This is a genomic window from Blastomonas sp. RAC04 (assembly GCF_001713435.1).
Taxonomy (GTDB): domain Bacteria; phylum Pseudomonadota; class Alphaproteobacteria; order Sphingomonadales; family Sphingomonadaceae; genus Blastomonas; species Blastomonas fulva.
The window spans coordinates 432,199-453,446 of sequence record NZ_CP016460.1 but is presented as its reverse complement, the minus strand read 5'-3'; the positions used below and the strand labels follow the sequence as shown (position 1 = coordinate 453,446).

Annotated in this window: 22 protein-coding genes; 10 read left to right on the top strand and 12 right to left on the bottom strand. The window is 65.6% G+C overall.

The window, feature by feature from the left end:
- Window positions 1-14: 14 nt before the first annotated feature.
- Entirely contained in the window at window positions 15-1,883 is a 1,869-nt protein-coding gene (locus BSY18_RS03235) for a 2-oxoacid:acceptor oxidoreductase subunit alpha (RefSeq protein WP_069049633.1), read from the bottom strand.
- Window positions 1,884-2,096: 213 nt separating this feature from the next.
- Between BSY18_RS03235 and BSY18_RS03230 the strand changes: the two genes are divergently transcribed.
- The 5 genes from BSY18_RS03230 to BSY18_RS03210 all read left to right on the top strand — a co-directional run bounded on the left by BSY18_RS03230 (window position 2,097) and on the right by BSY18_RS03210 (window position 7,125).
- Window positions 2,097-3,074: an alpha/beta hydrolase gene (locus BSY18_RS03230; protein WP_069049632.1), complete on the top strand. Its 978-nt coding sequence runs from the start codon at window positions 2,097-2,099 to the stop codon at window positions 3,072-3,074.
- Window positions 3,071-3,811 carry a hypothetical protein gene (locus tag BSY18_RS03225; RefSeq protein ID WP_069049631.1) on the top strand — a complete coding sequence of 247 codons (741 nt, stop codon included), beginning with the start codon at window positions 3,071-3,073 and terminating at the stop codon, window positions 3,809-3,811. Before BSY18_RS03230 ends, BSY18_RS03225 begins: the two co-directional genes overlap by 4 nt.
- A 17-nt stretch (window positions 3,812-3,828) precedes the next feature.
- Window positions 3,829-4,305, top strand: a complete 477-nt coding sequence (locus tag BSY18_RS03220) for an RNA pyrophosphohydrolase (protein ID WP_054136120.1) — start codon at window positions 3,829-3,831, stop codon at window positions 4,303-4,305.
- A gap of 37 nt (window positions 4,306-4,342) precedes the next feature.
- Window positions 4,343-5,323, top strand: a complete 981-nt coding sequence (locus tag BSY18_RS03215) for a DUF481 domain-containing protein (protein ID WP_069051663.1) — start codon at window positions 4,343-4,345, stop codon at window positions 5,321-5,323.
- 131 nt (window positions 5,324-5,454) lie between these two features.
- The gene (locus BSY18_RS03210; RefSeq protein WP_069051662.1) at window positions 5,455-7,125 is read left to right on the top strand and encodes a thiamine pyrophosphate-binding protein; all 1,671 of its coding nucleotides are present in this window, start codon (window positions 5,455-5,457) and stop codon (window positions 7,123-7,125) included.
- A gap of 123 nt (window positions 7,126-7,248) precedes the next feature.
- Here the strand turns inward: BSY18_RS03210 and BSY18_RS03205 are convergent, their stop codons facing one another.
- Together BSY18_RS03205 and BSY18_RS03200 are read right to left on the bottom strand one after the other, a co-directional pair.
- Window positions 7,249-7,431: a CsbD family protein gene (locus BSY18_RS03205; protein ID WP_054136118.1), complete on the bottom strand. Its 183-nt coding sequence runs from the start codon at window positions 7,429-7,431 to the stop codon at window positions 7,249-7,251.
- 51 nt (window positions 7,432-7,482) lie between these two features.
- A complete protein-coding gene (locus tag BSY18_RS03200) occupies window positions 7,483-7,911 on the bottom strand; it encodes an EVE domain-containing protein (RefSeq protein ID WP_069049630.1) in 429 nt (142 codons plus the stop codon).
- Between the two features lie 68 nt (window positions 7,912-7,979).
- Here BSY18_RS03200 and BSY18_RS03195 point away from each other — a divergent pair, with 68 nt between their 5' ends.
- Window positions 7,980-8,918 carry an isopenicillin N synthase family dioxygenase gene (locus BSY18_RS03195; protein WP_069049629.1) on the top strand — a complete coding sequence of 313 codons (939 nt, stop codon included), beginning with the start codon at window positions 7,980-7,982 and terminating at the stop codon, window positions 8,916-8,918.
- Window positions 8,919-9,049: 131 nt separating this feature from the next.
- Here BSY18_RS03195 and BSY18_RS03190 read toward each other — a convergent pair whose 3' ends face one another.
- From BSY18_RS03190 to BSY18_RS03180, 3 genes are read right to left on the bottom strand one after another with little or no spacing between them, the layout of a single operon-like run.
- On the bottom strand, window positions 9,050-10,516 hold the full coding sequence (locus BSY18_RS03190; RefSeq protein WP_069049628.1) for an SPOR domain-containing protein: 1,467 nt from the start codon (window positions 10,514-10,516) through the stop codon (window positions 9,050-9,052).
- A 41-nt stretch (window positions 10,517-10,557) separates the two neighbouring features.
- Window positions 10,558-11,277, bottom strand: coding sequence for a hypothetical protein (locus tag BSY18_RS03185; protein ID WP_069049627.1), 720 nt, complete (start codon window positions 11,275-11,277; stop codon window positions 10,558-10,560).
- Window positions 11,278-11,304: 27 nt separating this feature from the next.
- The gene (locus tag BSY18_RS03180; RefSeq protein WP_054136113.1) at window positions 11,305-12,021 is read right to left on the bottom strand and encodes a ParA family protein; all 717 of its coding nucleotides are present in this window, start codon (window positions 12,019-12,021) and stop codon (window positions 11,305-11,307) included.
- A gap of 267 nt (window positions 12,022-12,288) precedes the next feature.
- On the opposite strand from BSY18_RS03180, the gene BSY18_RS03175 reads away from it, so the two are divergent.
- Window positions 12,289-13,500: an SPOR domain-containing protein gene (locus BSY18_RS03175; RefSeq protein ID WP_236823435.1), complete on the top strand. Its 1,212-nt coding sequence runs from the start codon at window positions 12,289-12,291 to the stop codon at window positions 13,498-13,500.
- 53 nt (window positions 13,501-13,553) lie between these two features.
- On the opposite strand, the gene BSY18_RS03170 is transcribed toward BSY18_RS03175, so the two are convergent.
- The 3 genes from BSY18_RS03170 to rplU all read right to left on the bottom strand — a co-directional run bounded on the left by BSY18_RS03170 (window position 13,554) and on the right by rplU (window position 15,045).
- The gene (locus BSY18_RS03170; RefSeq protein WP_069049626.1) at window positions 13,554-14,093 is read right to left on the bottom strand and encodes a GNAT family N-acetyltransferase; all 540 of its coding nucleotides are present in this window, start codon (window positions 14,091-14,093) and stop codon (window positions 13,554-13,556) included.
- A gap of 181 nt (window positions 14,094-14,274) precedes the next feature.
- Entirely contained in the window at window positions 14,275-14,550 is a 276-nt protein-coding gene (gene rpmA, locus BSY18_RS03165) for a 50S ribosomal protein L27 (protein WP_026091630.1), read from the bottom strand.
- Window positions 14,551-14,577: 27 nt separating this feature from the next.
- On the bottom strand, window positions 14,578-15,045 hold the full coding sequence (gene rplU, locus BSY18_RS03160; RefSeq protein WP_054136111.1) for a 50S ribosomal protein L21: 468 nt from the start codon (window positions 15,043-15,045) through the stop codon (window positions 14,578-14,580).
- 301 nt (window positions 15,046-15,346) lie between these two features.
- On the opposite strand from rplU, the gene BSY18_RS03155 reads away from it, so the two are divergent.
- The 3 genes from BSY18_RS03155 to BSY18_RS20895 all read left to right on the top strand — a co-directional run bounded on the left by BSY18_RS03155 (window position 15,347) and on the right by BSY18_RS20895 (window position 18,000).
- A complete protein-coding gene (locus tag BSY18_RS03155) occupies window positions 15,347-15,886 on the top strand; it encodes a hypothetical protein (protein WP_054136110.1) in 540 nt (179 codons plus the stop codon).
- 87 nt (window positions 15,887-15,973) lie between these two features.
- Window positions 15,974-16,876: a hypothetical protein gene (locus BSY18_RS03150; RefSeq protein WP_069049625.1), complete on the top strand. Its 903-nt coding sequence runs from the start codon at window positions 15,974-15,976 to the stop codon at window positions 16,874-16,876.
- Between the two features lie 149 nt (window positions 16,877-17,025).
- Complete coding sequence (locus tag BSY18_RS20895; RefSeq protein WP_069049624.1) at window positions 17,026-18,000, top strand: glycine-rich domain-containing protein; 975 nt, start codon at window positions 17,026-17,028, stop codon at window positions 17,998-18,000.
- A 78-nt stretch (window positions 18,001-18,078) separates the two neighbouring features.
- On the opposite strand, the gene BSY18_RS03140 is transcribed toward BSY18_RS20895, so the two are convergent.
- From BSY18_RS03140 to surE, 3 genes are read right to left on the bottom strand one after another with little or no spacing between them, the layout of a single operon-like run.
- Window positions 18,079-19,128, bottom strand: a complete 1,050-nt coding sequence (locus BSY18_RS03140) for a potassium channel family protein (protein ID WP_069049623.1) — start codon at window positions 19,126-19,128, stop codon at window positions 18,079-18,081.
- An 8-nt stretch (window positions 19,129-19,136) separates the two neighbouring features.
- Window positions 19,137-20,270, bottom strand: coding sequence for a M23 family metallopeptidase (locus tag BSY18_RS03135; RefSeq protein ID WP_069049622.1), 1,134 nt, complete (start codon window positions 20,268-20,270; stop codon window positions 19,137-19,139).
- Between the two features lie 51 nt (window positions 20,271-20,321).
- Window positions 20,322-21,104 carry a 5'/3'-nucleotidase SurE gene (surE, locus tag BSY18_RS03130; RefSeq protein WP_069049621.1) on the bottom strand — a complete coding sequence of 261 codons (783 nt, stop codon included), beginning with the start codon at window positions 21,102-21,104 and terminating at the stop codon, window positions 20,322-20,324.
- Window positions 21,105-21,248: the final 144 nt, after the last annotated feature.

Here is a 21,248-nt window from a genome sequence, read left to right as displayed (position 1 = left end):
GTCAAAACGTCCCGTTAATTGGAGAGGGTTGCCGCAATCGCCGTTTCGATCTCAGCGATCGTGAACGGCTGGCCCGATGTCTTGTTGAGCGGCCTGGCATCGACCAGGAACTGGTCGCGCAGCAGGGTCTTGAGCTGGCCGGTGTTCATTTCGGGCACCAGCACATGCTCGAAGCTGTGCAGCAGTGCGCCCAGATTCTTCGGGGTCGGCCAGATATGGCGGATGTGGATGTGGCTGACGTCGTGCCCGTTGCGGCGCGCGCGCAATACCGCCTGGTGGATCGGGCCATAGGTCGATCCCCAGCCGACCACCGCGAGCTTGCCGCCCGCCGCGCCCACGACCACATCCTGATCGGGGATCGAGTCCGCCACGCCCAGCACCTTGTTCTGGCGGATGTCGGTCATCGCCTGGTGGTTGGCGGGCGCATAATCGATATGCCCGGTGCCCAGCGCCTTTTCGATCCCGCCGATGCGGTGCATCAGGCCGGGCGTGCCGGGCTTGACCCAGGGCCGCGCGAGCTTTTCGTCACGCGCATAGGGCAGGAAGCCGCCGTCCTGCGCCTTGCCCATGAACTCCACCGGAAAGGCCTTGTAGCTCGCCATGTCGGGCACCTTCCACGGCTCTGCGGCATTGGCGATATAGCCATCGGTCAGCAGCATCACCGGGGTCATGTATTGCACCGCGATGCGGCACGCCTCGATCGCGCAGTCGAATGCGTCGGCGGGCGAGCGCGCGGCGATCACCGGCATCGGCGCATCGCCGTTGCGGCCATAAACCGCCTGATAGAGGTCGGATTGCTCGGTCTTGGTCGGCAGCCCCGTCGAAGGCCCGCCGCGCTGCGAATTGACGATGACCAGCGGCAGTTCGGTCATGATCGCCAGCCCCATCGCCTCGCCCTTCAGGGCGATGCCAGGGCCGGAGGACGAGGTGACGCCGAGCGAGCCTGCATAGCTCGCGCCGATCGCGGCGCAGATCGCGGCGATCTCGTCCTCGGCCTGGAAGGTGGTGACGTGATATTCCTTGAGCCGCGACAGATGGTGGAGGATCGCGCTGGCTGGCGTGATCGGATAGCCGCCGAAGAACATCGGCAGCCCGGCCAATTGCGCGCCAGCGACTAGACCCAGCGAGATCGACTCGGCGCCGGTGACCGTGCGGTACAGCCCCGGCACCGCGGGCGCGGCTGGCATCGCGTATTGCCGCATCGGGCCGGAGAGTTCCGCCGTTTCGCCAAAGGCGTGTCCCGCGTTCAACGCGGCGATATTGGCCGCGAGGATGTCGGGCTTGCCCGCGAACTTCGCCTCCAGCCAGTCGATGATGGGCTGGCGCTTGCGCGAGAACATCCACAATGCCAGCCCCAGCGTCCACATGTTCTTGCAGCGAAGCGCCTCCTTGTTGCCAAGGCCGTGCGGTTTGACCGCATCCAGCGTCATCTGCGAGATGTTGAACTTCATCAGCTGCCACTTGGCCAGCGATCCGTCCTCAAGCGGATTGGTCTCGTACTTCGCCTTGTCGAGGTTGCGCTTCGAAAACTCGCCCTCGTCGGCGATGATCAACCCGCCCTCCTTGAGCGCGCCGACATTGGTCTTGAGCGCCGCCGGGTTCATCGCGACGAGGACGTCGGGGACATCGCCCGCGGTATCGATCTCGCTGCTGCCGAAGTTGATCTGGAACGCCGAAACGCCGAACAGCGTGCCCTGCGGCGCGCGGATTTCGGCGGGAAAATCGGGGAAGGTCGCAAGGTCGTTGCCTGCCAGTGCGGTGGACAGCGCGAACTGCCCCCCGGTCAGCTGCATACCGTCGCCGCTGTCCCCGGCAAAGCGCACCACGATGGCGTCAGGTGTCTGGGTGTTGGTGTCGGTACGATCGAGCGCGGCGGTTGCCATGGAACACAGACCCCTAAGTTTCGACGTGAGCGCGCTGATAGGTGTAGCACCGGGCGGCGGGCACGCAATTTGGTTTTTGTGACAGCAGACAGCAGCGCGTGCGTCGTTGATCAGGATCAAACCGGGCCTCGATTGGCCACCCGATTTTGCCGATGGACCCGCAGCATCCGACGCGTTAACCTCCCGGTTAAACACAAACAGAGGATGATCCGAATGAGCGACACCATCGAACTGCAGCGTGATGCCGACGCGACAACAGGCCCGTTCGTGCGGCCCGATGTTGCGATGCTGCTGGCGATGCTGTCGGCTGCAGGCGCGCCGCCGATGAACGAGATGACCCCCGCCGATGCGCGCGAGGCCTATCGCATGATGCGCTTTGTCGCCGATGCCGAGCCGACCGAACTTGCCATCGTGCGCGACCTCACCTGCCCCGGCCCCGGCGGCGAGATCCGCCTGCGCTATTACGATGCGCGCGAAACCCGCGCGGCGGGCCCGGTTATCATGTTCTTCCACGGCGGCGGATTCGTGATCGGCGATCTGGACACGCACCATCCCTATTGCTCCGAACTGGCCGCCAAGGTGGACCTGCCGGTGATCGCCGTCGACTATCGCCTCGCGCCCGAACACCCCTTCCCCGCCGCCACGGACGATTGCGAAGCTGCGGCACGCTGGCTCGCGGACAACGGCAAGACGCTGGGGCTCGACATCACCGGACTTGTCTTCACCGGAGACAGCGCGGGCGGAAACCTGACGATCGTCACCTCCCAGGCGCTGATCGCCAATCCGGCATCGGTCCCGGTGATCGCACAGGCACCGCTCTATCCGGTCGTCGATTCGACGCAGACCGGCGGGTCGTTCACCGACTTTGCCGAGGGCTATCTGCTCACCGCCGACACGATGAACTGGTTCGGGACCGCCTATGCCGCGACCCCCGGCGATGCCCGCAACGATTGCATCAATGGCGATATCGCCAGCCTGCCGCCAACGCTGCTGGTCACCGCTGGGCTCGACCCCTTGCGCGACCAGGGCCGCGATTTCGCCGCGCGCGCGGTGAAGGCCGGGGTCGATGTGACCTATATGGAGATGCGCGGCACGATCCACGGCTTCATCTGCCTGCGCAAGGGCGCACCCAGCGCGCAGGAGGATTGCGACGCGATTTTCCGCGGCATGAAAGCGATGCTCAAGCTGTGAGCGGGCAAAGCCTGGCGCGGGGGCTGGCGGCCGGCCTGCTGGCGGCGGTGCTGGCGCAGGCAGCGCCATCGGCCGCGCAGTCCGCGCCCAAGGTCCGCAACAAGGCCGATTTTGCCGGGGTCGCGCGCGACTATCAGCAGCAGCGCGCCGCAAAATCGGAAGGTTGCTGCAGCTTCAGCACGCCGGTGTTCGACCGCAATGTCTCGTTCCGGCTGTTCGACACCTTCGAGCCTGTCTACGAAGCGAAGAACGAGCGGCAGATGATCCTGGAGTTCGTGCCGCAGGGTGCAACCGTGGAAAGCTGGACCCGGATGATCACGCTGTCCGCGTTCGGCGGCGCGGGGTCCTCGCCGGTCTCCACCGCAGAGATGCAGGCGCGCTTCTTCAACACCAGCCAGGGATGCCAGCAGGCCAACTTCTCGCGCGTTATCGCCAGCGGGCGCACCAGCGACGGCACCGAATTCAATCTGTCGAGCAACGGCTGCGGATCGATCGCAGCCGGCGGCTATCCCGGCGCGACTTCGGGCCGCGGCGAGCAGTTTCTGGCGCTGCTGCTGCGCGACGCGCAAAATGTGGTCGTGCTGCAATATGCCGAACGCGGGGAAGGCTTTGCTCCGGGCGGCGAGCCGATCGGCGACGAGGCCGTCAAGGCGGTGATGGGCCGCTTTCGGTCCATCGGCTTTTGTCGGACGCAGACGCCATCTGACGATTGTTCAATTGCCTTTGATGCCCGCTGACCGCTAAGGCGGCAGACATGAGTGAATTTGACAGTCTCCCCTATCGTCCCTGCGCGGGAATCATGCTGGTCAACAACGACGGCAAGGTGTTCGTCGGCCAGCGGCTGGATAGCAGCGCCGACGCCTGGCAGATGCCGCAGGGCGGTATCGATCCCGGCGAGGAGCCCGAACAGGCGGCCTATCGCGAACTGGGCGAGGAAACCGGCATCGCGGCGCATCTGGTCGAGGTGATCGCCCGCTCGCGCGACGAGCATCTCTATGATCTTCCTGCCGATCTGATGGGCAAGATGTGGGGTGGCAAATATCGCGGCCAGCGCCAGTTCTGGTTCCTGATGCGCTTCATGGGCACCGATGCCGACATCAACATTGAAACCGACCACCAGGAATTCCGCAGCTGGAAATGGACCTCGGCGGAGACGCTGGAGGGACTGATCGTGCCTTTCAAGCGACGGTTGTACCGCGCGGTGGTGGAAGAGTTCCGCCCGCTGATCTAGGCTGCGCATTCCTGTTCGCAACCCCGGGATGCCTGACATGACCACCACCCGCGCCGCGCTGAGCGTGCTCGCCGTGATTCTTGCAGCTGCCCAGCCGCTCGCCGCGCAGGCGCCCGATGGAATTACCAAGCTGATCGACACCGCCCTGCGTTCGGGCGACAAGGCCGGGCTCGATGTGGTGCTGCGCTATGCCAAGCAGGCGCATCCACAAGCCGCAGAAGCGATCGACGCACAGGTCGCCGCGTTCCGCACCGATTCCTCGACGCAAACGGCCCCGCCCCCTCCCGCCGCGACGGTGGTGGTGGCCGAGGCTGCCGTCCCGGTGGCTCCTGTGGTTGCGGCATCTGCTCAGCCAGCCGAGGAAACGGCGCACGCGCAGACCAAATGGTCGGGCGAAGGCGAGCTGGGCGCGTTCACCACCACCGGCAATGCTCCAGGCATGGGGCTTGCTGCGGGGCTCAAGCTCACTGCCGAGGGCGAGGACTGGCGCGTCGGCCTGCTCGGGCGGGCGGATTACCAGGAAACCAGCGATGTCGTGGTGCGCGAACAATATCGCTTCAGCGTCGAGCCCAACTACAAGTTCAACGAGCGCGGCTATGTCTATGGCCTCGGCCAATACGAGCAGGACCGTTTCCAGGGCTTTCACGCACGCTATTCGATTTCAGGCGGGGTGGGTTACAGCTTCCTCACCGGCGACAATGCCAAGCTCAGCGTCAAGGCTGGGCCCGCCTGGCGGTTTACGCAGCTTACCACGGGGATGGACGAATCGGTCGTCGCGGGTCTCGCCTCGGTCGATATCAAGCTCAAGCTGACCCCGACGATCAGTCTTTCGGAAGCCGCCAGCGCCTATGTCGACGAGCAACGCAGCACGCTGTTTTCGGTCGCCGCGCTCGACAGCCAGCTGATCGGCAAGCTGAAGGCGCGCCTGTCCTATACCGTGCAGTATGAATCGACCCCCGCGCTGGGCCGTGCCCCGACCGACACCACCAGCCGGTTGACGCTGGTCTACGGTTTCTAGCCCCGATCCGCATCCATCCCCGCTCGGGCGGCGCACCATGTTGACACGCCGTGCCCGCCCGCTTTAGCCCCATGGCCAATCAAGGCGGGATGCCACCCGCTCCGACCGCACAGGCAGAGGACCCGCACCCCATGACCAGCATCTCCCGCACCGGTGGCCGGATTCTCGTCGATCAACTGGTCGCGCAAGGGTGCGACCGCATCTTCACCGTGCCCGGCGAGAGCTTTCTCGCGGTGCTCGATGCGCTCCACGATGTGCCCGCGATCGAAACGATCGTGTGCCGCCAGGAGGGCGGCGTCACCTTCATGGCGTGCGCGGATGGCGCGATGACCGGGCGGCCCGGAGTCGCCTTTGTCACGCGCGGGCCCGGCGCGACCAATGCCAGCATCGGCGTGCATGTGGCCATGCAGGACAGCAAGCCGATGGTGCTGTTCATCGGCGATGTCGATCGGGGAATGCGGGACCGCGAGGGCTTTCAGGAGGTCGATTTCCAGGCGATGTTCGCGCCGCTTTGCAAATGGGCAGCGCGAATCGACGATGCGGCGCGCATCCCCGAATATGTCGCCCGCGCCTTTTCGGTCGCGATTTCGGGACGCCCGGGCCCTGTTGTGCTAGCGCTGCCCGAGGACATGCTCAAGGACGTGGCCGAAGTCGCCGACCGTCCGCACGTCACCCGCCCCGCGCAGCCGGTATGCCCCAACGGCTTTGCGGTGCTGATGGAGATGCTTGGCGGCGCAAAGGCGCCGATCGCGATCATCGGCGGCGCGGACTGGAGCCCCTCGGCGCGCGCGAACTTCCAGGAGTTCGCCGAGCGGATCGGTCTGCCGGTGGCCTGCGCCTTCCGCCAGCAGGACGCGTTCGACAACGCCTCGCCCGTCTGGGCGGGCAATCTGGGCTATGGGCCGAACCCGAAGCTGGTGGCGCGGGTTAAGGCCGCCGACCTGATCCTCGCGGTCGGTGCGCGGCTGGGCGAGGCGACCACCGATGGCTATACGCTGATCACTCCTGAACATCCCGGCCAGCTGCTGGTCCACGTCCATCCCGACCCCAACGAGCTGGGCCGCGTCTTCCGTACCGATTTGCCGCTGTGCGCCGACATGGACGAGTTCGCCGAGGCGGCGGCTTTGTGGGATTCAGAAGCGTGGGATGGGGACGCGGTGCGCTTCGATACCGGCGAGCAGGCGCATGCCGAGTGGCTCGCCTGGTCGGATCCGCAACCGACCGGCGTGCTGCTGGACCTTGGCCAGTGCGTGCGCGCGATGCGCGATGCGATGCCCGCCGACACGGTGATCTGCAACGGCGCGGGAAATTTTTCGGGCTGGTGGCACCGCTATTGGCATTATGGCGAAAAGCCCTCGCAATTGGCACCGACCGCGGGGGCGATGGGCTATGGCGTGCCCGCCGCCGTCGCCGCCGCGCTGCGCCTCCGTGACCGCAAGGTCGTCGCGATCGCCGGCGATGGCGATTTCCTCATGAACGGGCAGGAGCTGGCAACCGCGGTCCAATACGACGCCGATCTGCTGGTGATCGTGGTCGACAATGGCGCCTATGGCACCATCCGCATGCATCAGGAGCGCGAATATCCCGCGCGGCTGTCGGCAACGACGCTCAAAAACCCTGACTTCGCTGCGCTCGCCCGCGCTTATGGCGGCTGGGCGGCGACGGTGGAGCGCACAGAAGAGTTCGCGCCTGCGCTGGCCGAGGCGCTGGCGCAACCGGGGTTGAAGTTGCTGCACCTGAAGACCGACATCGAGGCAATCGCCGCGAGCGGTGCGACGGTGAGCGGGTTGCGGAACCGATAAGGCTGAGCGCACTACCGGCTCCCCCTGACCAAGAGCGGGCCGCTCGCGACGCACACAAAAAAACCGGCCCCCCGCTAGCTTAGGGGGCCGGTTTTTTTGTTACGTCAGATCAGATCGGAAGGATCAGATCTTGTCGCCGAACGCGCCCTTGACGTCGCCCTTGAGCTTCTGGGCATCGCCCTTGAGCTGCTGTGCTTCGCCTTCGGCGACCAGTTCGGGGTTGTCGGTTGCGCGGCCAACGCCTTCCTTGGCCTTGCCGGCCAGATCATTGCCAACGCCTGCGGCTTTGTCTTTGAATTCACCCATAAAATGCTCCTTCGTCAAAACGCGAGGCCGCGTGCCTCGCTTCAGGAACATTTACGCGGTGGTGGAAGGGGCGTTCCCTGCCATGCGGATGATTTCCGCCCACTCGTCCGGCGCGATCGCTGCCACCGACAGCCGCGACTGGCGCAGCATGGCCATGTCGGCGAGCGCGGGCCGCGCTTTCATCGCCTTGAGCGACACTGGTCTTTTGAGCGGGTACACCGGTTTCACCTTCACTGCGACCCAGCGTCCAGTGTCGTCCTTGGGATCGGGAAAGGCTTCGGCGCTGACTTCCATCACGCCGACCGCCTCCAGCCCGGTGCGCGAGTGATAGAACAACGCCAGGTCTCCTGCCCGCATGGCCTTGAGATTGTTGGAGGCCTGCGCGTTGCGCACCCCGTCCCAGGTGCCCTCGCCCGCCTTTACCAGATCGGCCCAGCCATATTCGTCGGGTTCCGATTTCATCAGCCAATATTGGGTCATGATTTTTCCCGTCAGCACGCCTACATGGGGCAAATATCGTCATCCCCTCAGCTATTGCGGACCGCATCATGATACAACTGCCCATTCTCTCGCTCACCGATGAACCCGCCGAACTGGCGCGCAAGCTGGGCGACAGCTTTTCGACCTATGGCTTTGCGATGATCAAGGATCACGGGCTGGATCCGGCGCTGGTCAAGCAGGGCTGGCAGAAGACCGAGCAGTTCTTTGCGCTGCCGACCGAGGAAAAGCGCCGCTATTATGACGCCGAGGCCGGCGGCCAGCGCGGCTATACACCGTTCGGTACCGAAATCGCCAAGGATGCCAAGGCGCACGATCTCAAGGAATTCTGGCATGTCGGGCGCGAGATCGACCCCGCCAGCCCGATCGCGCACACCATGCCCAGCAATGTCTGGCCAGAGCGTCCCGAGGGTTTTCGCGAGACCTTCGAACCGCTGTTTGCCGAGTTCGACCGGGTGGGCAACATCATCCTGTCGCGAATCGCGGTGTATCTGGGGCTCGACAAGGACTGGTTCCTGCCCGCGGTGCACGAGGGCAATTCGATCCTGCGGCTGCTGCATTATCCGCCGATGGACGCTGCGCAGGGCGAAGAAGGCGCGATTCGCGCGGGCGCGCACGAGGACATCAACCTGATCACGCTGCTGCTGGGCGCTGAAGAAGGCGGCCTGGAAGTGCTGGCACGCGACGGATCATGGATCGACATGCGTCCGCCCGAAGGCGCGCTGGTGGTCAATGTCGGCGACATGCTGCAGCGGCTGACCAACCACGCCCTGCCCTCGACCACGCACCGCGTGCGCAACCCTGCGGGCGACCGGGCGAAGTACAGCCGCTATTCGATGCCGTTCTTCCTCCACCTGCGCTCGGACTTTCCGATCCGCACGCTCGAAGGCTGCATCAGCGCAGAAACGCCCAATCGTTATCCCGAGCCGATCCTGGCGGACGACTATCTGCACCAGCGGCTGGTGGAAATCGGGCTGGTGAAGGCCTGAGGGCTTAACGCCAATAGACCACAGATTCGTTACTCCCGCCAAAGCGGGGGTCCCGCTTGTGGCGCGAGTTCAGAACACAGGCGAAATTCCCGCCTGCGCGGGAATAACAGCAAGAATGGACGTACCGCCTCTCAGCGGCGTGCAGCAATCTGCGTGCCGCCGGGCTTGGCCGGGACCGCGCGGGCGATGATGCACTCGCCCCCTGCAGAGCGGACCTGTGCGCACATGGCACGGGCGCTCTTTTCGTCGGCAAAGCCGTTGGCCGTCAGACGGTGCAGGGTGCGACCGCCGACATTGGCGGGCACGGCAGCCTTGGAGAACGAGGCCAGATCCTTGTGCTTGGCGCTGTAGCCAGCCCAGGCACGATTGGCGTTGGCCGGATTCGAGAACACGCCGAGTTGCACCGCAAACGCGCCGCCGCTCACCGGAGCGAAGCTGGCCTTCTGGAAGACTGCAGGCGATTGGGCGGCTTTGGGAGCCACAACCTTAGCAGCGACCACCGTTGGCGCAGCCGCGCGAACGGGGCTCTCCTGCTCGACGATCGGTGTGCGCGCGGCGACTTGAACGACCCTGCCGTCGCGCGTCTTGCGGATCGCTTTGGTGCGGTAATTGCCCGGGAGCGGCTGCACGATTTCACGCGCCACCAGCAACGGCGCCAGAATGGCGCGCGGCTGTTCTGCAGGTTCGGCAGCGGCCACAACGACAGGCGCGGCATCGGCATAGACGGACGCGGGTGCGGCCTCGACGCCAGCCAGCTCCATTGGGCTGTCCTGAACCGGGGGAAGTTCGATCGGACCGGCAGCGGGCGCAGCCTGCGCCATGGCCTGCTGGCCGATCTCGGTTGCGGCCTGCGCCATCGACGGCGTGGCGGAGAGCGCCAGCTGCACCGGCTGACCGGGGTCAAATTCGACCGGGCTAACGCCCAGCACCGATGCGACGCGCTGAACATGCGCCTGCGGGTGCGCCATGCGCGCCCATTCGGTGATGCGCTCCTGCGCGACCTTGGGGTCGAGATCCTGTCCGACCATCAGCTGCGCCTCGCGCCAGCGGCCATCAAGGGCATAGGCAAAGGCGAGGTTCTGGCGGACCTTGGAAGAGCTATCGCCGCTGCGGATCTGGTCGGAGAGCACGTCGACGCCGAGCGCGGTATCTCCGGCCAGCGCCATCGCCAGGCCATAATCGCTGGCGGGAATGCTATCACGATGTTCGCGCAGCAACGCCTGCGCCGCCTGGCCGCGACCTTCGGCAACATGCATCAGCGCCAGGCTGATCACCGTGCGCGCGCTCTGGTCGCCCAGCGCGAGTGCATCGTCAAGGCTCTGGCGCGCCGAGGAAAACCGGCCGTTGGCAAGATAGGCCTGCGCCAGCATCGTGCGCAGATCGGCGTTGCGGGGATCGAGCGCGACGGCAGCTTCCGCCTTGGCCAGCGCCTTTTCGGGCTTGCCGGCGTCGAGCGCCTTCTGGGCGTTGCTGGACAGGCTTTGCGGACGGCCGCCGCCAGAGCTTGCCGAGCAGCTTACCAGCACGCTGCCGACCAGGATGGTCGATGCGGCCAGTTTCAGCATCAGTGCCCTGTTCATCTTCGTTCCGCTCGTCATAGCCATTTCCCTCTTTGCCAGGCCCGACCCGCTCATCAGTTTCAACGCCCTGCCGATCGCGGCACGCGACCAGCCAGGTCCTCTATCTCGGGTATTTTGGTTAACAATTCGTCAAGTGCCGCGGTCAGCAGCTGCTGCGCCGACTGGCCGGTCACCGCGCTGGCAAGCCGAAGCTTGAGATGGCGGTCGGCGTCTAGCCGCAGGGTGAAGGCCGCGCGGCGACCCGCCGGAACCGCAGCGATGACCGCATCCACCGGGACCGCCACCTTGCGCTTGCGCACCGACAGCACCTGGGCCGGAGCTTCGAGCTGTTCGATCACGGCTTCAGTCTGGGCTTCAGCCTGGGCTTCGGGCTCGACCGGCATTGCGGCGACCGGCTCTGTCATGCGCTCGGCAATCTCTGCCTGTTGGCGCACCACATCAGGCACGATGGGCACCAAAGGCTGGGCCATCGCATCGGCAGCCGCAACTGCCGCGGCATGATCGGCGGCATTCGCAGCCGGCGCATCAGGGATCGCGCCTGCCAGCAGATTGCCATAATCGGGAGCATGCTCGTCATGCGCCGGATCGACATCATAGCCCATGTCGTTCCAGCCCAGATCGTCCTGTCCGGTATAGTCGTCATCCGGGCGCGACTGCGACAGCATGCCGCCCATCTGGCCCAGTCCTTCCAGCCCCTGGCGGCGCATGGCAGGGCGTGCGGCGCCCTTGCGCGCCAGCAGACCGGATGAAAGCGACGCGATCGGTTTGGGTTCGGCCATAAAGCTCATCCTTGCCCCCGTGCTCGCTTACGATCCCGCCACGCGGCGACCGAAGCCACCCATCGGGCGGATGGCACCGGGGATCACGGGTGCATTGGGCACGGCAAAAACCGTGCGGCGGAAGTTCTTCTCGAGCCGGTCGGAGATATAGGTCCACAGCGCGCGCACCTCGGCGGCGGACTTGCCGTTGGGATCGACCTCCATCACGGTGCGGCCGTCGATCATCGAGGCGGCAAAATCGGTGCGGTGGTGCAGCGTCGTCGGCGCGACGGTGCCGTGCTGCGACAGCGCGACGGCGGCCTCGGACGTGATCCGGGCCTTGGGCGTGGCGGCGTTGACGACGAAGATCAGCGGCTTGCCCGCGCGCTCGCAAAGATCGACCGTGGCGCCCACGGCGCGCAAATCGTGCGGACTGGGCCGGGTCGGCACCACGATCAGCTCGGCGACCGAGATCACCGACTGGATCGCCATGGTGATCGCAGGCGGAGTATCGATGACCGCGAGCTTGAAGCCCTGCTGGCGCAGGATCGAGAGGTCAGCGGGAAGCCGCGCCACGGTGGTCTGCGCGAATGCCGGATATTCGGGCTCGCGCTCGTTCCACCAGTCGGCCAGCGAACCTTGCGGATCGATATCGATCAGCACCACCGGGCCATCGCCTGCCAGCTGCGCCTGCACGGCGAGATGACCCGACAGGGTCGTCTTGCCGGATCCTCCTTTTTGAGATGCCAAAGCGAGTACGCGCACTCAAACCCCCTATTCGGTCCAATCGGTCAGGGGTGAAAATGCGCCTGGGGCACCTAATTTTGGGTTAACGCTGCGCTGTGCCGGAATAGGGCAGTTGCCGGATACTGCCGCATTTGTGCGGGTTGATCGCGTCATCAACGCTTTGCTAATATGTCGTTAGGTATAGCGATTTACGCATGTAACGACCGGTAAGCCCCGCTTGCCGCGCAAAACCGGCCTGATATGGTCGAACCGAGGCTTTACCATATGCGATGGAGCAAGACCCGCATGGCACATTCCACAAAATTTTCGCGCACCCGCCTGATGCTGGCGACCGCCCTGCTGGCGATGGGGACGGCGACGCCCGCGCTCGCCGACGTCAAGGCCGGGGTCGATGCGTGGGAGCGCGGCGAATTCGACAAGGCCGTCACCGAATGGCGCGATCCCGCAGCCAAGGGCGACCCCGATGCCCAGTTCAACCTGGGCCAGGCGTACAAATTGGGCCGCGGCGTGCCGATGGACCTGAAGCTCGCCGAAAGCTGGTACAAGAAGGCCGCCGATCGCGGTCATGTCCAGGCAGCGGACAATTACGGCCTGGTGCTGTTTCAGGACAACCGCCGCGACGAGGCGATGCCCTATATTCGCGCCTCATCCGCCAGGGGTGAGCCCCGCGCGCAATATGTTCTGGGTACCGCGATGTTCAACGGCGATATCGCCGAGAAGGACTGGGTGCGCGCCTATGCGCTGATGACCCGCGCCTCGGCGCAGGGCCTGCCCCAGGCCTCGCGCAGCCTGGCAACGATGGACAAGTACATCCCGCTTGCCGATCGCACCAAGGGCACGCAGCTTGCAGCCCAGCTTGAGCGCGAAGCCACAGCCGAGCGTCAGAAGCTCGCGGGCGCCGCTGCCGGGCTCGGCATCGATCCCGCCACTGGAGCCACCTCGAGCGCAAAACCGGTGATGGCAGCAGCGGGCCCGACCGCCGCGCCAAACCGGCGCAAGCCCGGATCGAGCTCGACCATCCAGACCACCAGCCTGCCGCCCTCCAATGTCAACGGCTCGGTGATCCCTGCCATCCCCTCCAGCCCGACCGGCACGGCTGCCAGCGCGGGCGTGGACTTCGCAACCATGGGCGCGCCTTCGGGCTCGACCTCGGCCCCGGCGCCGCGGGCCACCGCACCGGCCTCGATGCCAGCCCAGGCGCCCGCCAGGGCACCGGTTGCCGCTCCGGTTGCTGCCGCCAGCGCCGCACCTGCCGTCGCCGCGAGCGGTGACTGGCGCATCCAGCTTGGCGCGTTCAGCGACGAAGGCCGCGCACGTGGCCTGTGGTCCGGCCTCGAACGCCAGAACGCCGCGCTCAGCGGATTGCAGCCCTATCTGGTCAAGGCCGGCGCGGTCACCCGGCTGCAGGCAGGCCCCTTCGCCACCCAGGCCGCCGCGAAAAAGGCTTGCGACAGCGTCGCGAAATCCGGCCAGGCCTGCTTTGCTGTAAAGAAATAGGGGGTTACCCCATTACCTCTCCCCTCCCTCTTGCGGGAGGGGAGAATTAACCTTCACGCCGCCAGCGGTCGTTCCACCTCCGCCATGTCGCTTTCCAGCGCATATTCGCTCGCCATCGCGTCATAGCCCCGGCCTGCGCTGAAGCGCGGGCGGGTGACGCCGGTGGGACGGAAGCCAAGCCGCCGCAGCACCGCGCCAGAGGCCGGATTGTCGATATAATGGCTGGCGACCAGACGCCGGTGGCCCAGCATCCAGGCGTTGGCGATCACCGCGCGCGCCGCCTCGGTGGCATAACCCTGCCCCCAATGCTCCCGCGCGATCCAGTAGCCGAGCTCTGCCTCGCCATCGCGTTCGCCAAGGCCGCAGCTGCCGACCAGCGTCTGCCCGGCATCGCCCGGCAAAGTGAGCAGAAAATGCGGATAGCGGGGATCCTGGGTGCTCGCGGCGAAGGCCTGCGCGTCTTCGCGCGAATAGGGCCAGGGCGCGCGGGCGAGATTGCACACGATTCCCTGATCGTTAAGCGCCGCGAACAGGCCTTCGGCATCTTCTGGCCAGACCGGCCGCAGCAACAATCTTTGCGTTCTTGCAAACATTATGTCTCTCCTGTGTTACCCGCGCCCATGCCACCCGAAGGTGACAGGCTCGAGTCAAAGCCGTGACAGGGAGACAAAAAGAAAGGGAGATGGGACGGACCCCATCTCCCTGTCATCTGGTCCGGTGCTCGGCACCGGCCGGGGTCATCCCTGTGAGGGACGACCCGTCATCGATCGTCCGTTATTCGGCGGCCATCGCCATGGCTTCGGCCACGACCGATACATATTTGCGGCCAAGGCGGCCTTCGTGAAACTTCACGCGGCCTTCGGTGAGCGCAAACAGGGTATGGTCCTTGCCCATGCCGACATTGGCGCCGGCATAGACCTTGGTTCCGCGCTGGCGGATAATGATGTTGCCACCAATCACCGGCTCGCCACCGAACTTCTTCACGCCAAGACGGCGACCTGCGGAATCACGACCGTTGCGCGACGAACCGCCAGCTTTCTTATGTGCCATTTTTCAAAACTCCTTGTGCGCGCGCTATCAGGCGTTGTCGGCCGACGAATCGGCTTCGGGCTTGGCGGCGGCCTTCTTCGGTGCTGCCTTCTTGGCCGGAGCCTTTTTGGGAGCAGCCTCAGCGGCGGGTGCGTCTGCAGCGGCTTCCACCGGTGCTTCGGTCTTGGCGGCGGCCTTCTTCGGCGCTGCCTTCACTGCTTCGCCAACGCCCAGAATGCGCAGGATCGTGTGCTGCTGGCGATGGCCGAGCTTGCGACGATAGTTGTGGCGACGCTTCTTCTTGAAGATCACGACCTTGTCGGCCTTCGCCTGCGCGATGATCTCGGCAGAGACGACCACACCGGCCAGATCCTTGGATTCGCCACCGTCACCGGCGAGCAGAATGTCACTCAATGCGATGACGTCGCCAGCCTCTCCGGCCAGCTTTTCCACTGCGATTTTATCTCCGGCTGCAACGCGATACTGCTTGCCGCCTGTGCGCACGATAGCGAACATGGGTTGTCTCGTTTCTGTTTGCTTCAAATCGGTTCCGGGCACGCAATTTGCGATATCCAAACCTTTGACCCGACTGTTGCCAGAACCGAATCAGCAGAGTGAAAACCGCTGCCCTGCGACGGGATGTCCCGCGCCGGAAAGCCATGCCCGTTAGGTGAAACTGCCGGGGCTGTCAACCATGGCAGCGGCTTTTTTGGCCGTTGCCCACCTGACAATCGACGCTCTCTTAGCCCTGAGTCCGCCAGGATGACAAGCCCATAAGCATTGCGACACGCCCTCGCCTCCCGTAGATGGATTGGCCATGAAACATGTTGCCTCCTCCTCGCTGCTGTCGCTCTCGCTCAGCCTCACTGCCCTGCTGGGCGGCTGCCTCGAACCGATGGCCGATCGCCCCTCGCTGGCGCGGCGCGATGTCGAGCTGCGCGACCGGCAGGCCGAGGCCAAGGCCCCGCCCCCGCCGATCGAATCCGTCACCGACCCCGCACTGGCGCGCGATCTGACCGCGCTGCTGGCCCGCGCCGACAAGGCCGAAGCGGATTTCGCTATGGCGCGCTCCGCCGCGCAGCAGGCGGTAGCAGCCGCCAAGAACGCCAGCGTCGGCAGCGAAGCTTGGTCGGTGGCACAGACCCGGATCAGCGCGCTGGATGCCCCGCGGCGCGAGCTCACCCAGCTGCTGGGGGATCTGGAAGTCCTGTATGTTGCGAGGCTGGAAAAGGAAGCGGCGGGCGAGATCAAGGCGGGCGGTGCCGCGCAGGTCGAACAGACCCGCAGCCATGTGCTGGCCCTCGTCGACTCGCAGGACAGCGTGATCACCATGTTGAAGTCCGGCCTCGCCAGCTGAATCAGCGCCGCCTGGCGGAGTTAACATCAAGGCAACCCTTCCATTGGTCGCACGTACAGGGTGGACCAACCGATAAGGATCGCCCCAATGAAGTCATTCTACACCGCTACCGCCGCCGCTGCCCTGATGCTGAGCGGCAGCGCCGCCTTTGCGCAGAGCAACACCACCAACGATCAGCAGCCTTCGCGCCAGCAGGAGCGTCTGAACTCGATCTTCGGCGCGCTGTTCGGTGATCGCACCGGATCGACAGGCTCGATCGAGGCACAATGGTCGCTGGGCCGCACCCCGCTGGCGACGCAGCGCGGACAGTTCGAAAGCCGGATCGATTCCGAGGTGCGCGCGCGCACCATCGACCAGCGCACCGGCGCGCAGCTCAAGTCCGACTATTACGATCTGGTGCAGCTCGAAGCGCGCTACGGCGCCGATCGCCGCTTCACGCGGCAGGAGCAGGCCGAGCTTGCGGAACGCTATACCGAGCTGACCCAGGTGATCACCGATGGCGGCTATGCCAATGACCCGGGCAACGACATCGGCATCTCGATCGCCGAAGGCCAGAACGAATTCTACCAGCGCGTCGATGCGCAGGTGTCCTCGCGACGCATCACGCGCGTGGCAGGTGCCAGGCTCAAGACCGATTATGCATCGCTTGTCCGCACCGAAGCGAACTATCTGCGCGATGGCCGGGTGACCGAGCAGGAGCGCGACGACCTGTACACCAGGCTCGAAGCGCTCGATGCGCGGGTTGGCGACATGGTCAACAGCGGCGGCGGCAACACCACGCAGACCCCGCGTGCACGCCTCGATGCGATCGCCCGCGCCCTGCCCTCGAGCGGCCTGTCGGCCAGCGCGCAGGCACAGCTTCGGGTCGAGCATGAGGATATCTCGCGGCTGGAAGCGGCCTATGCCCGCATGAACGCCACCGCGGACGAGCGTGCCTATGTCGAGCGTCGTCTGACTGATCTGGAAAACCGCGCCCGCATCCGCCGCTGATCCCGGCCCGGAGCTGAATCCGTAAGAACGGGGCCATCCGCACATGCGCGGGTGGCCCCGTTTTGCGTTCCGCTCCATTTTACATCCTGGATTGCCGGTCGCCTCCTTCCGGTATAGCCTGCTTCTTCCACGACAGCGGGAGGGCGGTTATGGGCACCATCGACGATTCGATCTGGCGGGCGCTGGATGCAATGCGCATCGAGCCTGCGGGTGCCTCGCTGACCTTTACCAAAAGGCTCGCGCGGGAAAACGGCTGGTCGCGCCGGCATGCCGCCGCTGTGGTCGAGGAATACAAGCGCTTCCTGTATCTCGCGGCGACAGGCACATCGCCGGTCACCCCGTCGGACCAGGTCGATCAGGCCTGGCACCTGCATCTGGCCTATACCCACCATTACTGGGGCGAGCTGTGCGCGCGGATCATTGGGCGCCCGCTGCACCATGGCCCAACCGCAGGCGGGGGCGCCGAGGGGCGCAAGTATCGCAGCCATTATGCGCAGACCCTGGCGCGCTATCGCGACACCTTCGGTGCCGAGCCCCCGGCAGAGATCTGGCCAGCTGCCGAACTGCGCTTCGGGACGCGGTATCAATGGGTCGACCGGTCACGAAACTTCGTGCTGCCGCGGCGATCGGTCTCGGTTGCGGCGCTGGCAGGAGGCGCGGCGCTGCTTGCGGCCTGCACTGCGCTGGCAGCAGACACCGCCGTCGTGCAAGGATCGCCGGTGTTCCGGTCGTTCTTCAACGGCGTTCAACGCTCCGATCTCGGCTTTTTCGGGCTGGTGCTGCTGATTTTCATCGGGATCGCCGTCATGGCCAGCATCATCCGCCGGTTGCGCGCACGACGCGGCGCGCCGCAACAGGATGCCTTGCGCAGACGCAATGCCCGGCGCGGCTCGACTGACAGCTCGGACGGATCGGGCGCGATCTTCGACATCTGGTCGGGCGGAGGCGCGGGCCCTGGCGCAGCCGCAGCAGGCGGCGCGGCGTTCATGGCTGGCGGAGGCGATTTCGGCGGCAGCGGCGCGGATGGCGACTGGGACGGCGGCGCAGACAGCGACAGCGGGAGCGACTCGGGTGGTGACAGCGGGTGCAGCGGCTGCGGCGGAGGCTGTGGCGGCGGGGACTGACGCCTGGAACACAGGCGCGCCGCGTTGCCCCTCTCCCCCGCAAACAAGCGGGGAGAAATTCAGTTCAGGAACCGCCCCTCAATCGTTCGCCATCGTCACCGGCGGGCGGCCATCGCCCTGGGTGATCACGACCACCAGGTCTCCGGCGGACAGGCTGGCGCTTTCATCGTCCCAGAAGCCGTAGGGCTTGCCGTCGCGATAGATGCGCACGCCCACGCCATCCTTGATGTCCTTGAGCGGCAGGCCGACCTCCTCGGGGCGCACCATCCGCTCGATCAGCACCACCCGTCCGCTCGACGAGGCAAGGTCCGCCAGGTAGCTGCTGATATGCGGGCCCTGGCACGAGCCCGCGAGCAGCAATCCGGCGAAGCTGACCGGATTGATCACGGTGTTGGCCCCGGCCTGCCGCGCCAGCAGCTCGTTGTCGGCCGCGCGCACCACCACGCTGATCGGCACGTCGGGGGCCAGATGGCGGATGGTCAGCACGATCAGGATCGAGGTATCGTCACGCCCGGCCGAGACGATCGCCGAGCAGGCCCGGTCGATGTGCACATCCCGCAAGGTTTCGTCGCGCGCCGCGTCGGCGTTGAGCACGTTGCACCCCATGGCTTCGGCCCGGGCGAGCGAGGGCTCATGCTGGTCGATCACCACGATGCAGCCGGGTTCGGTGCCGCGCGCGATCAGTTCGCGCACTGCTTCCGAGCCGCTGGTGCCAAAGCCCAGCACGACAATATGCCCGGTCAGGCGCTGCTGGATCCTGCTCATCTGCCATTTTTCCCATGTGCGCTTGAGGACGAAACTATAGGCTGTGCCCACGAAGATGAAAATGACCGCGACCCGCACCGGCGTCACCACCACCGATTCGATCAGGCGCGAGCGGTCGGACACCGGCGCGATATCGCCAAAGCCGGTGGTGGTGACCGAGATCATCGTGAAATAGACGACATCGAGAAAGCTGATCTCGTTGTCGAAATTGTCCTTGAGCCCAGCGCGGTCGAGCCAGTGGATCAGGATGACCAGCGCGATCAGGAAGAACGCAAAGCCCAGCCGCAGGGCGACATCCGCCAGCACCGGCAGACGCGCGGCGCGTTTCAGCAGCGCCCTTGGCTTGATGTCGCTGTCGGCCACGTCTGCAATCAGCTCCTCGGCAGGTACAGCAGCGGATCGACAGGCTTGCGGTCCTTGCGCAGCTCGAAATGCAGCTTGGGAGTGTCGGCAAAGCCGCTCTGCCCCGCAGCGCCCAGCACCTGCCCGGCCTTGACCGCCTGTCCGCGCGTGACATCGATCCGCTCGGCATGGCCATAGGCGCTGACCCAGCCATCGCCATGGCTGATCAGGATCAGTCCGCCATAGATCGCGACCTCGCTTCCGGCATAGCTGACCACACCATCGGCGGCTGCACGGAATGGAGCGCCGCGCGTGGTGGTGATGTCGATGCCGTTGCTGATCTGACCCTTGCCGACCGGGCCGTAGCGGGTGAGCAGCGGGCCGGTGATCGGCCAGTTGAACTTGCCCGCAAAGGCTTTTGGCACCGAGACCGGGACCGCGGCAGAGACAGGCGCGCGCGCTGCGTTCGCTGCAGGCACGGGTGTTCCTTCGGCAATCGCGGGCTGGCTGCCGGTGACCACGTCGTCGATGTTCACCACCAGCGCGCCGATCCGGCTCGGCTTCGAGGAGGCCGCGGCGCTCGGGCCGGAGCCGGCGGGCGCAGCCGCGATCGCGGTGGCACCTGCGGGCAGCTTGAGCCGCTGGCCGATGCGCAGGATATACGGTTCGGTGAGGCCATTGAGCGCGACGATATCGCTCCACGCGACACCATAAGCGTGCGCGATGGCGATGCCGGTCTCGCCCTGCGCGACCGCATGATAGCGTCCGCCGGGTATGGTCAGTTGCTGCCCGGGACGCAGCATATAAGGCGCGCTGAGGTCGTTGGCGGCGGCGATCGCTTCCGATCCCGCGCCTGTGCGGTTGCCGATGCCGCGCAGCGTATCTCCCGGCTGCACAACATAGACCGTGCCGATGACATCCGATGCGCTGGGGCTGACGCTGCGGCTTGTCCACACCGGGGCGTCGCTGCCGACGACCTCTGGCTCGGACGGCGGCCTCGCCTGGGTCCCGGCCTCGGTGATCTCGGGCTGCATGCCCTGTTGGCTGACCCCGCCGGGGATGCAGCCGGAAAGCGCGATTGCGCCCAGAGCTGCGGACCAGGCCGCTGCGGACCTTACAAGACTGCGCGTTTCACCCCTCGCCATGACGTCAACTTCTAGCATGAACTTTACGCTTTACCACTGCTTACGCGGCGCAAACCGCCGGTTGCGACTTCAATTCTTATCAAATGTTGCGGACAGAGCCGAACCCAGCGCGCCCATGGATTCATAATGCGTCAGGTCCAGGTGCAGCGGCGTCACCGCGACATAGCCGTCGCGCACCGCCTCGAGATCGGTGCTGTGCGCGGGGGTCTGCTCGACCGCACCCAGCGCGAACCAGTGATATTCGAACCCGCGCGGATCAGTGTTGGTGACGATCTTGAGCCGTCCGTAATCACGAAAACCCTGGGCGACCACGCGCACGCCGCGCACCTGATCGGCCGGGATCGCGGGGAAGTTGATGTTGATCAGCGTGCGCGCAGGCATCGGCTGGGCAATGATCGGACGCAACACCTTCTCGCCCCAGGTGGCGGCAGCGTCGAACGAGACGTCGAGCCCGGCGCCTTCGCGGGCATAGACCTGGCTGAGCGCGATCGACGGGATGCCTGCCAGCGCGCCTTCCATCGCGGCAGAGACGGTCCCCGAATAGGTCACGTCCTCGCCCAGATTGGCGCCGCGGTTGACCCCGGACAGAATGAGATCGGGCGGGGTGTCCTGCATCAGCCGGGCGACCGCCATCATCACCGCATCGGTCGGCGTGCCGGTGACCGAAAAGTGCTTCGGGCCATGAGTGTGCACGCGCAGCGGACGGGTCAGCGTGAGCGAATGGCCCGCCCCCGATTGCTCCTCTGCCGGCGCCACGATCCAGACATCGTCGGATAGCGCTGCGGCGATCCGGATCAGCACCTCAAGCCCCGGCGCGTTCACGCCATCATCGTTGGTCAACAAAATACGCATGGCGGCACCTGGCTCCTGATGAATGCGATGCCACCCCTATCGCCCTGCGCGCGGCACCGCCACCATCGATGCACATGATTGCAACATATGCAAAAAAACTGGCGCCTCGTTCCCGTTGCGACTCGACGCGCCCTGCCCGACACG

Coding starts and splice junctions, on each gene's coding strand:
- BSY18_RS03235 (WP_069049633.1), bottom strand. CDS start 1,883: ATGGCAACCGCCGCGCTCGATCGTACCGACACCAACACCCAGACACCT.
- BSY18_RS03230 (WP_069049632.1), top strand. CDS start 2,097: ATGAGCGACACCATCGAACTGCAGCGTGATGCCGACGCGACAACAGGC.
- BSY18_RS03220 (WP_054136120.1), top strand. CDS start 3,829: ATGAGTGAATTTGACAGTCTCCCCTATCGTCCCTGCGCGGGAATCATG.
- BSY18_RS03215 (WP_069051663.1), top strand. CDS start 4,343: ATGACCACCACCCGCGCCGCGCTGAGCGTGCTCGCCGTGATTCTTGCA.
- BSY18_RS03210 (WP_069051662.1), top strand. CDS start 5,455: ATGACCAGCATCTCCCGCACCGGTGGCCGGATTCTCGTCGATCAACTG.
- BSY18_RS03205 (WP_054136118.1), bottom strand. CDS start 7,431: ATGGGTGAATTCAAAGACAAAGCCGCAGGCGTTGGCAATGATCTGGCC.
- BSY18_RS03200 (WP_069049630.1), bottom strand. CDS start 7,911: ATGACCCAATATTGGCTGATGAAATCGGAACCCGACGAATATGGCTGG.
- BSY18_RS03195 (WP_069049629.1), top strand. CDS start 7,980: ATGATACAACTGCCCATTCTCTCGCTCACCGATGAACCCGCCGAACTG.
- BSY18_RS03190 (WP_069049628.1), bottom strand. CDS start 10,516: ATGACGAGCGGAACGAAGATGAACAGGGCACTGATGCTGAAACTGGCC.
- BSY18_RS03185 (WP_069049627.1), bottom strand. CDS start 11,277: ATGGCCGAACCCAAACCGATCGCGTCGCTTTCATCCGGTCTGCTGGCG.
- BSY18_RS03175 (WP_236823435.1), top strand. CDS start 12,289: ATGGCACATTCCACAAAATTTTCGCGCACCCGCCTGATGCTGGCGACC.
- BSY18_RS03170 (WP_069049626.1), bottom strand. CDS start 14,093: ATGTTTGCAAGAACGCAAAGATTGTTGCTGCGGCCGGTCTGGCCAGAA.
- rpmA (WP_026091630.1), bottom strand. CDS start 14,550: ATGGCACATAAGAAAGCTGGCGGTTCGTCGCGCAACGGTCGTGATTCC.
- rplU (WP_054136111.1), bottom strand. CDS start 15,045: ATGTTCGCTATCGTGCGCACAGGCGGCAAGCAGTATCGCGTTGCAGCC.
- BSY18_RS03155 (WP_054136110.1), top strand. CDS start 15,347: ATGAAACATGTTGCCTCCTCCTCGCTGCTGTCGCTCTCGCTCAGCCTC.
- BSY18_RS03150 (WP_069049625.1), top strand. CDS start 15,974: ATGAAGTCATTCTACACCGCTACCGCCGCCGCTGCCCTGATGCTGAGC.
- BSY18_RS20895 (WP_069049624.1), top strand. CDS start 17,026: ATGGGCACCATCGACGATTCGATCTGGCGGGCGCTGGATGCAATGCGC.
- BSY18_RS03135 (WP_069049622.1), bottom strand. CDS start 20,270: ATGCTAGAAGTTGACGTCATGGCGAGGGGTGAAACGCGCAGTCTTGTA.
- surE (WP_069049621.1), bottom strand. CDS start 21,104: ATGCGTATTTTGTTGACCAACGATGATGGCGTGAACGCGCCGGGGCTT.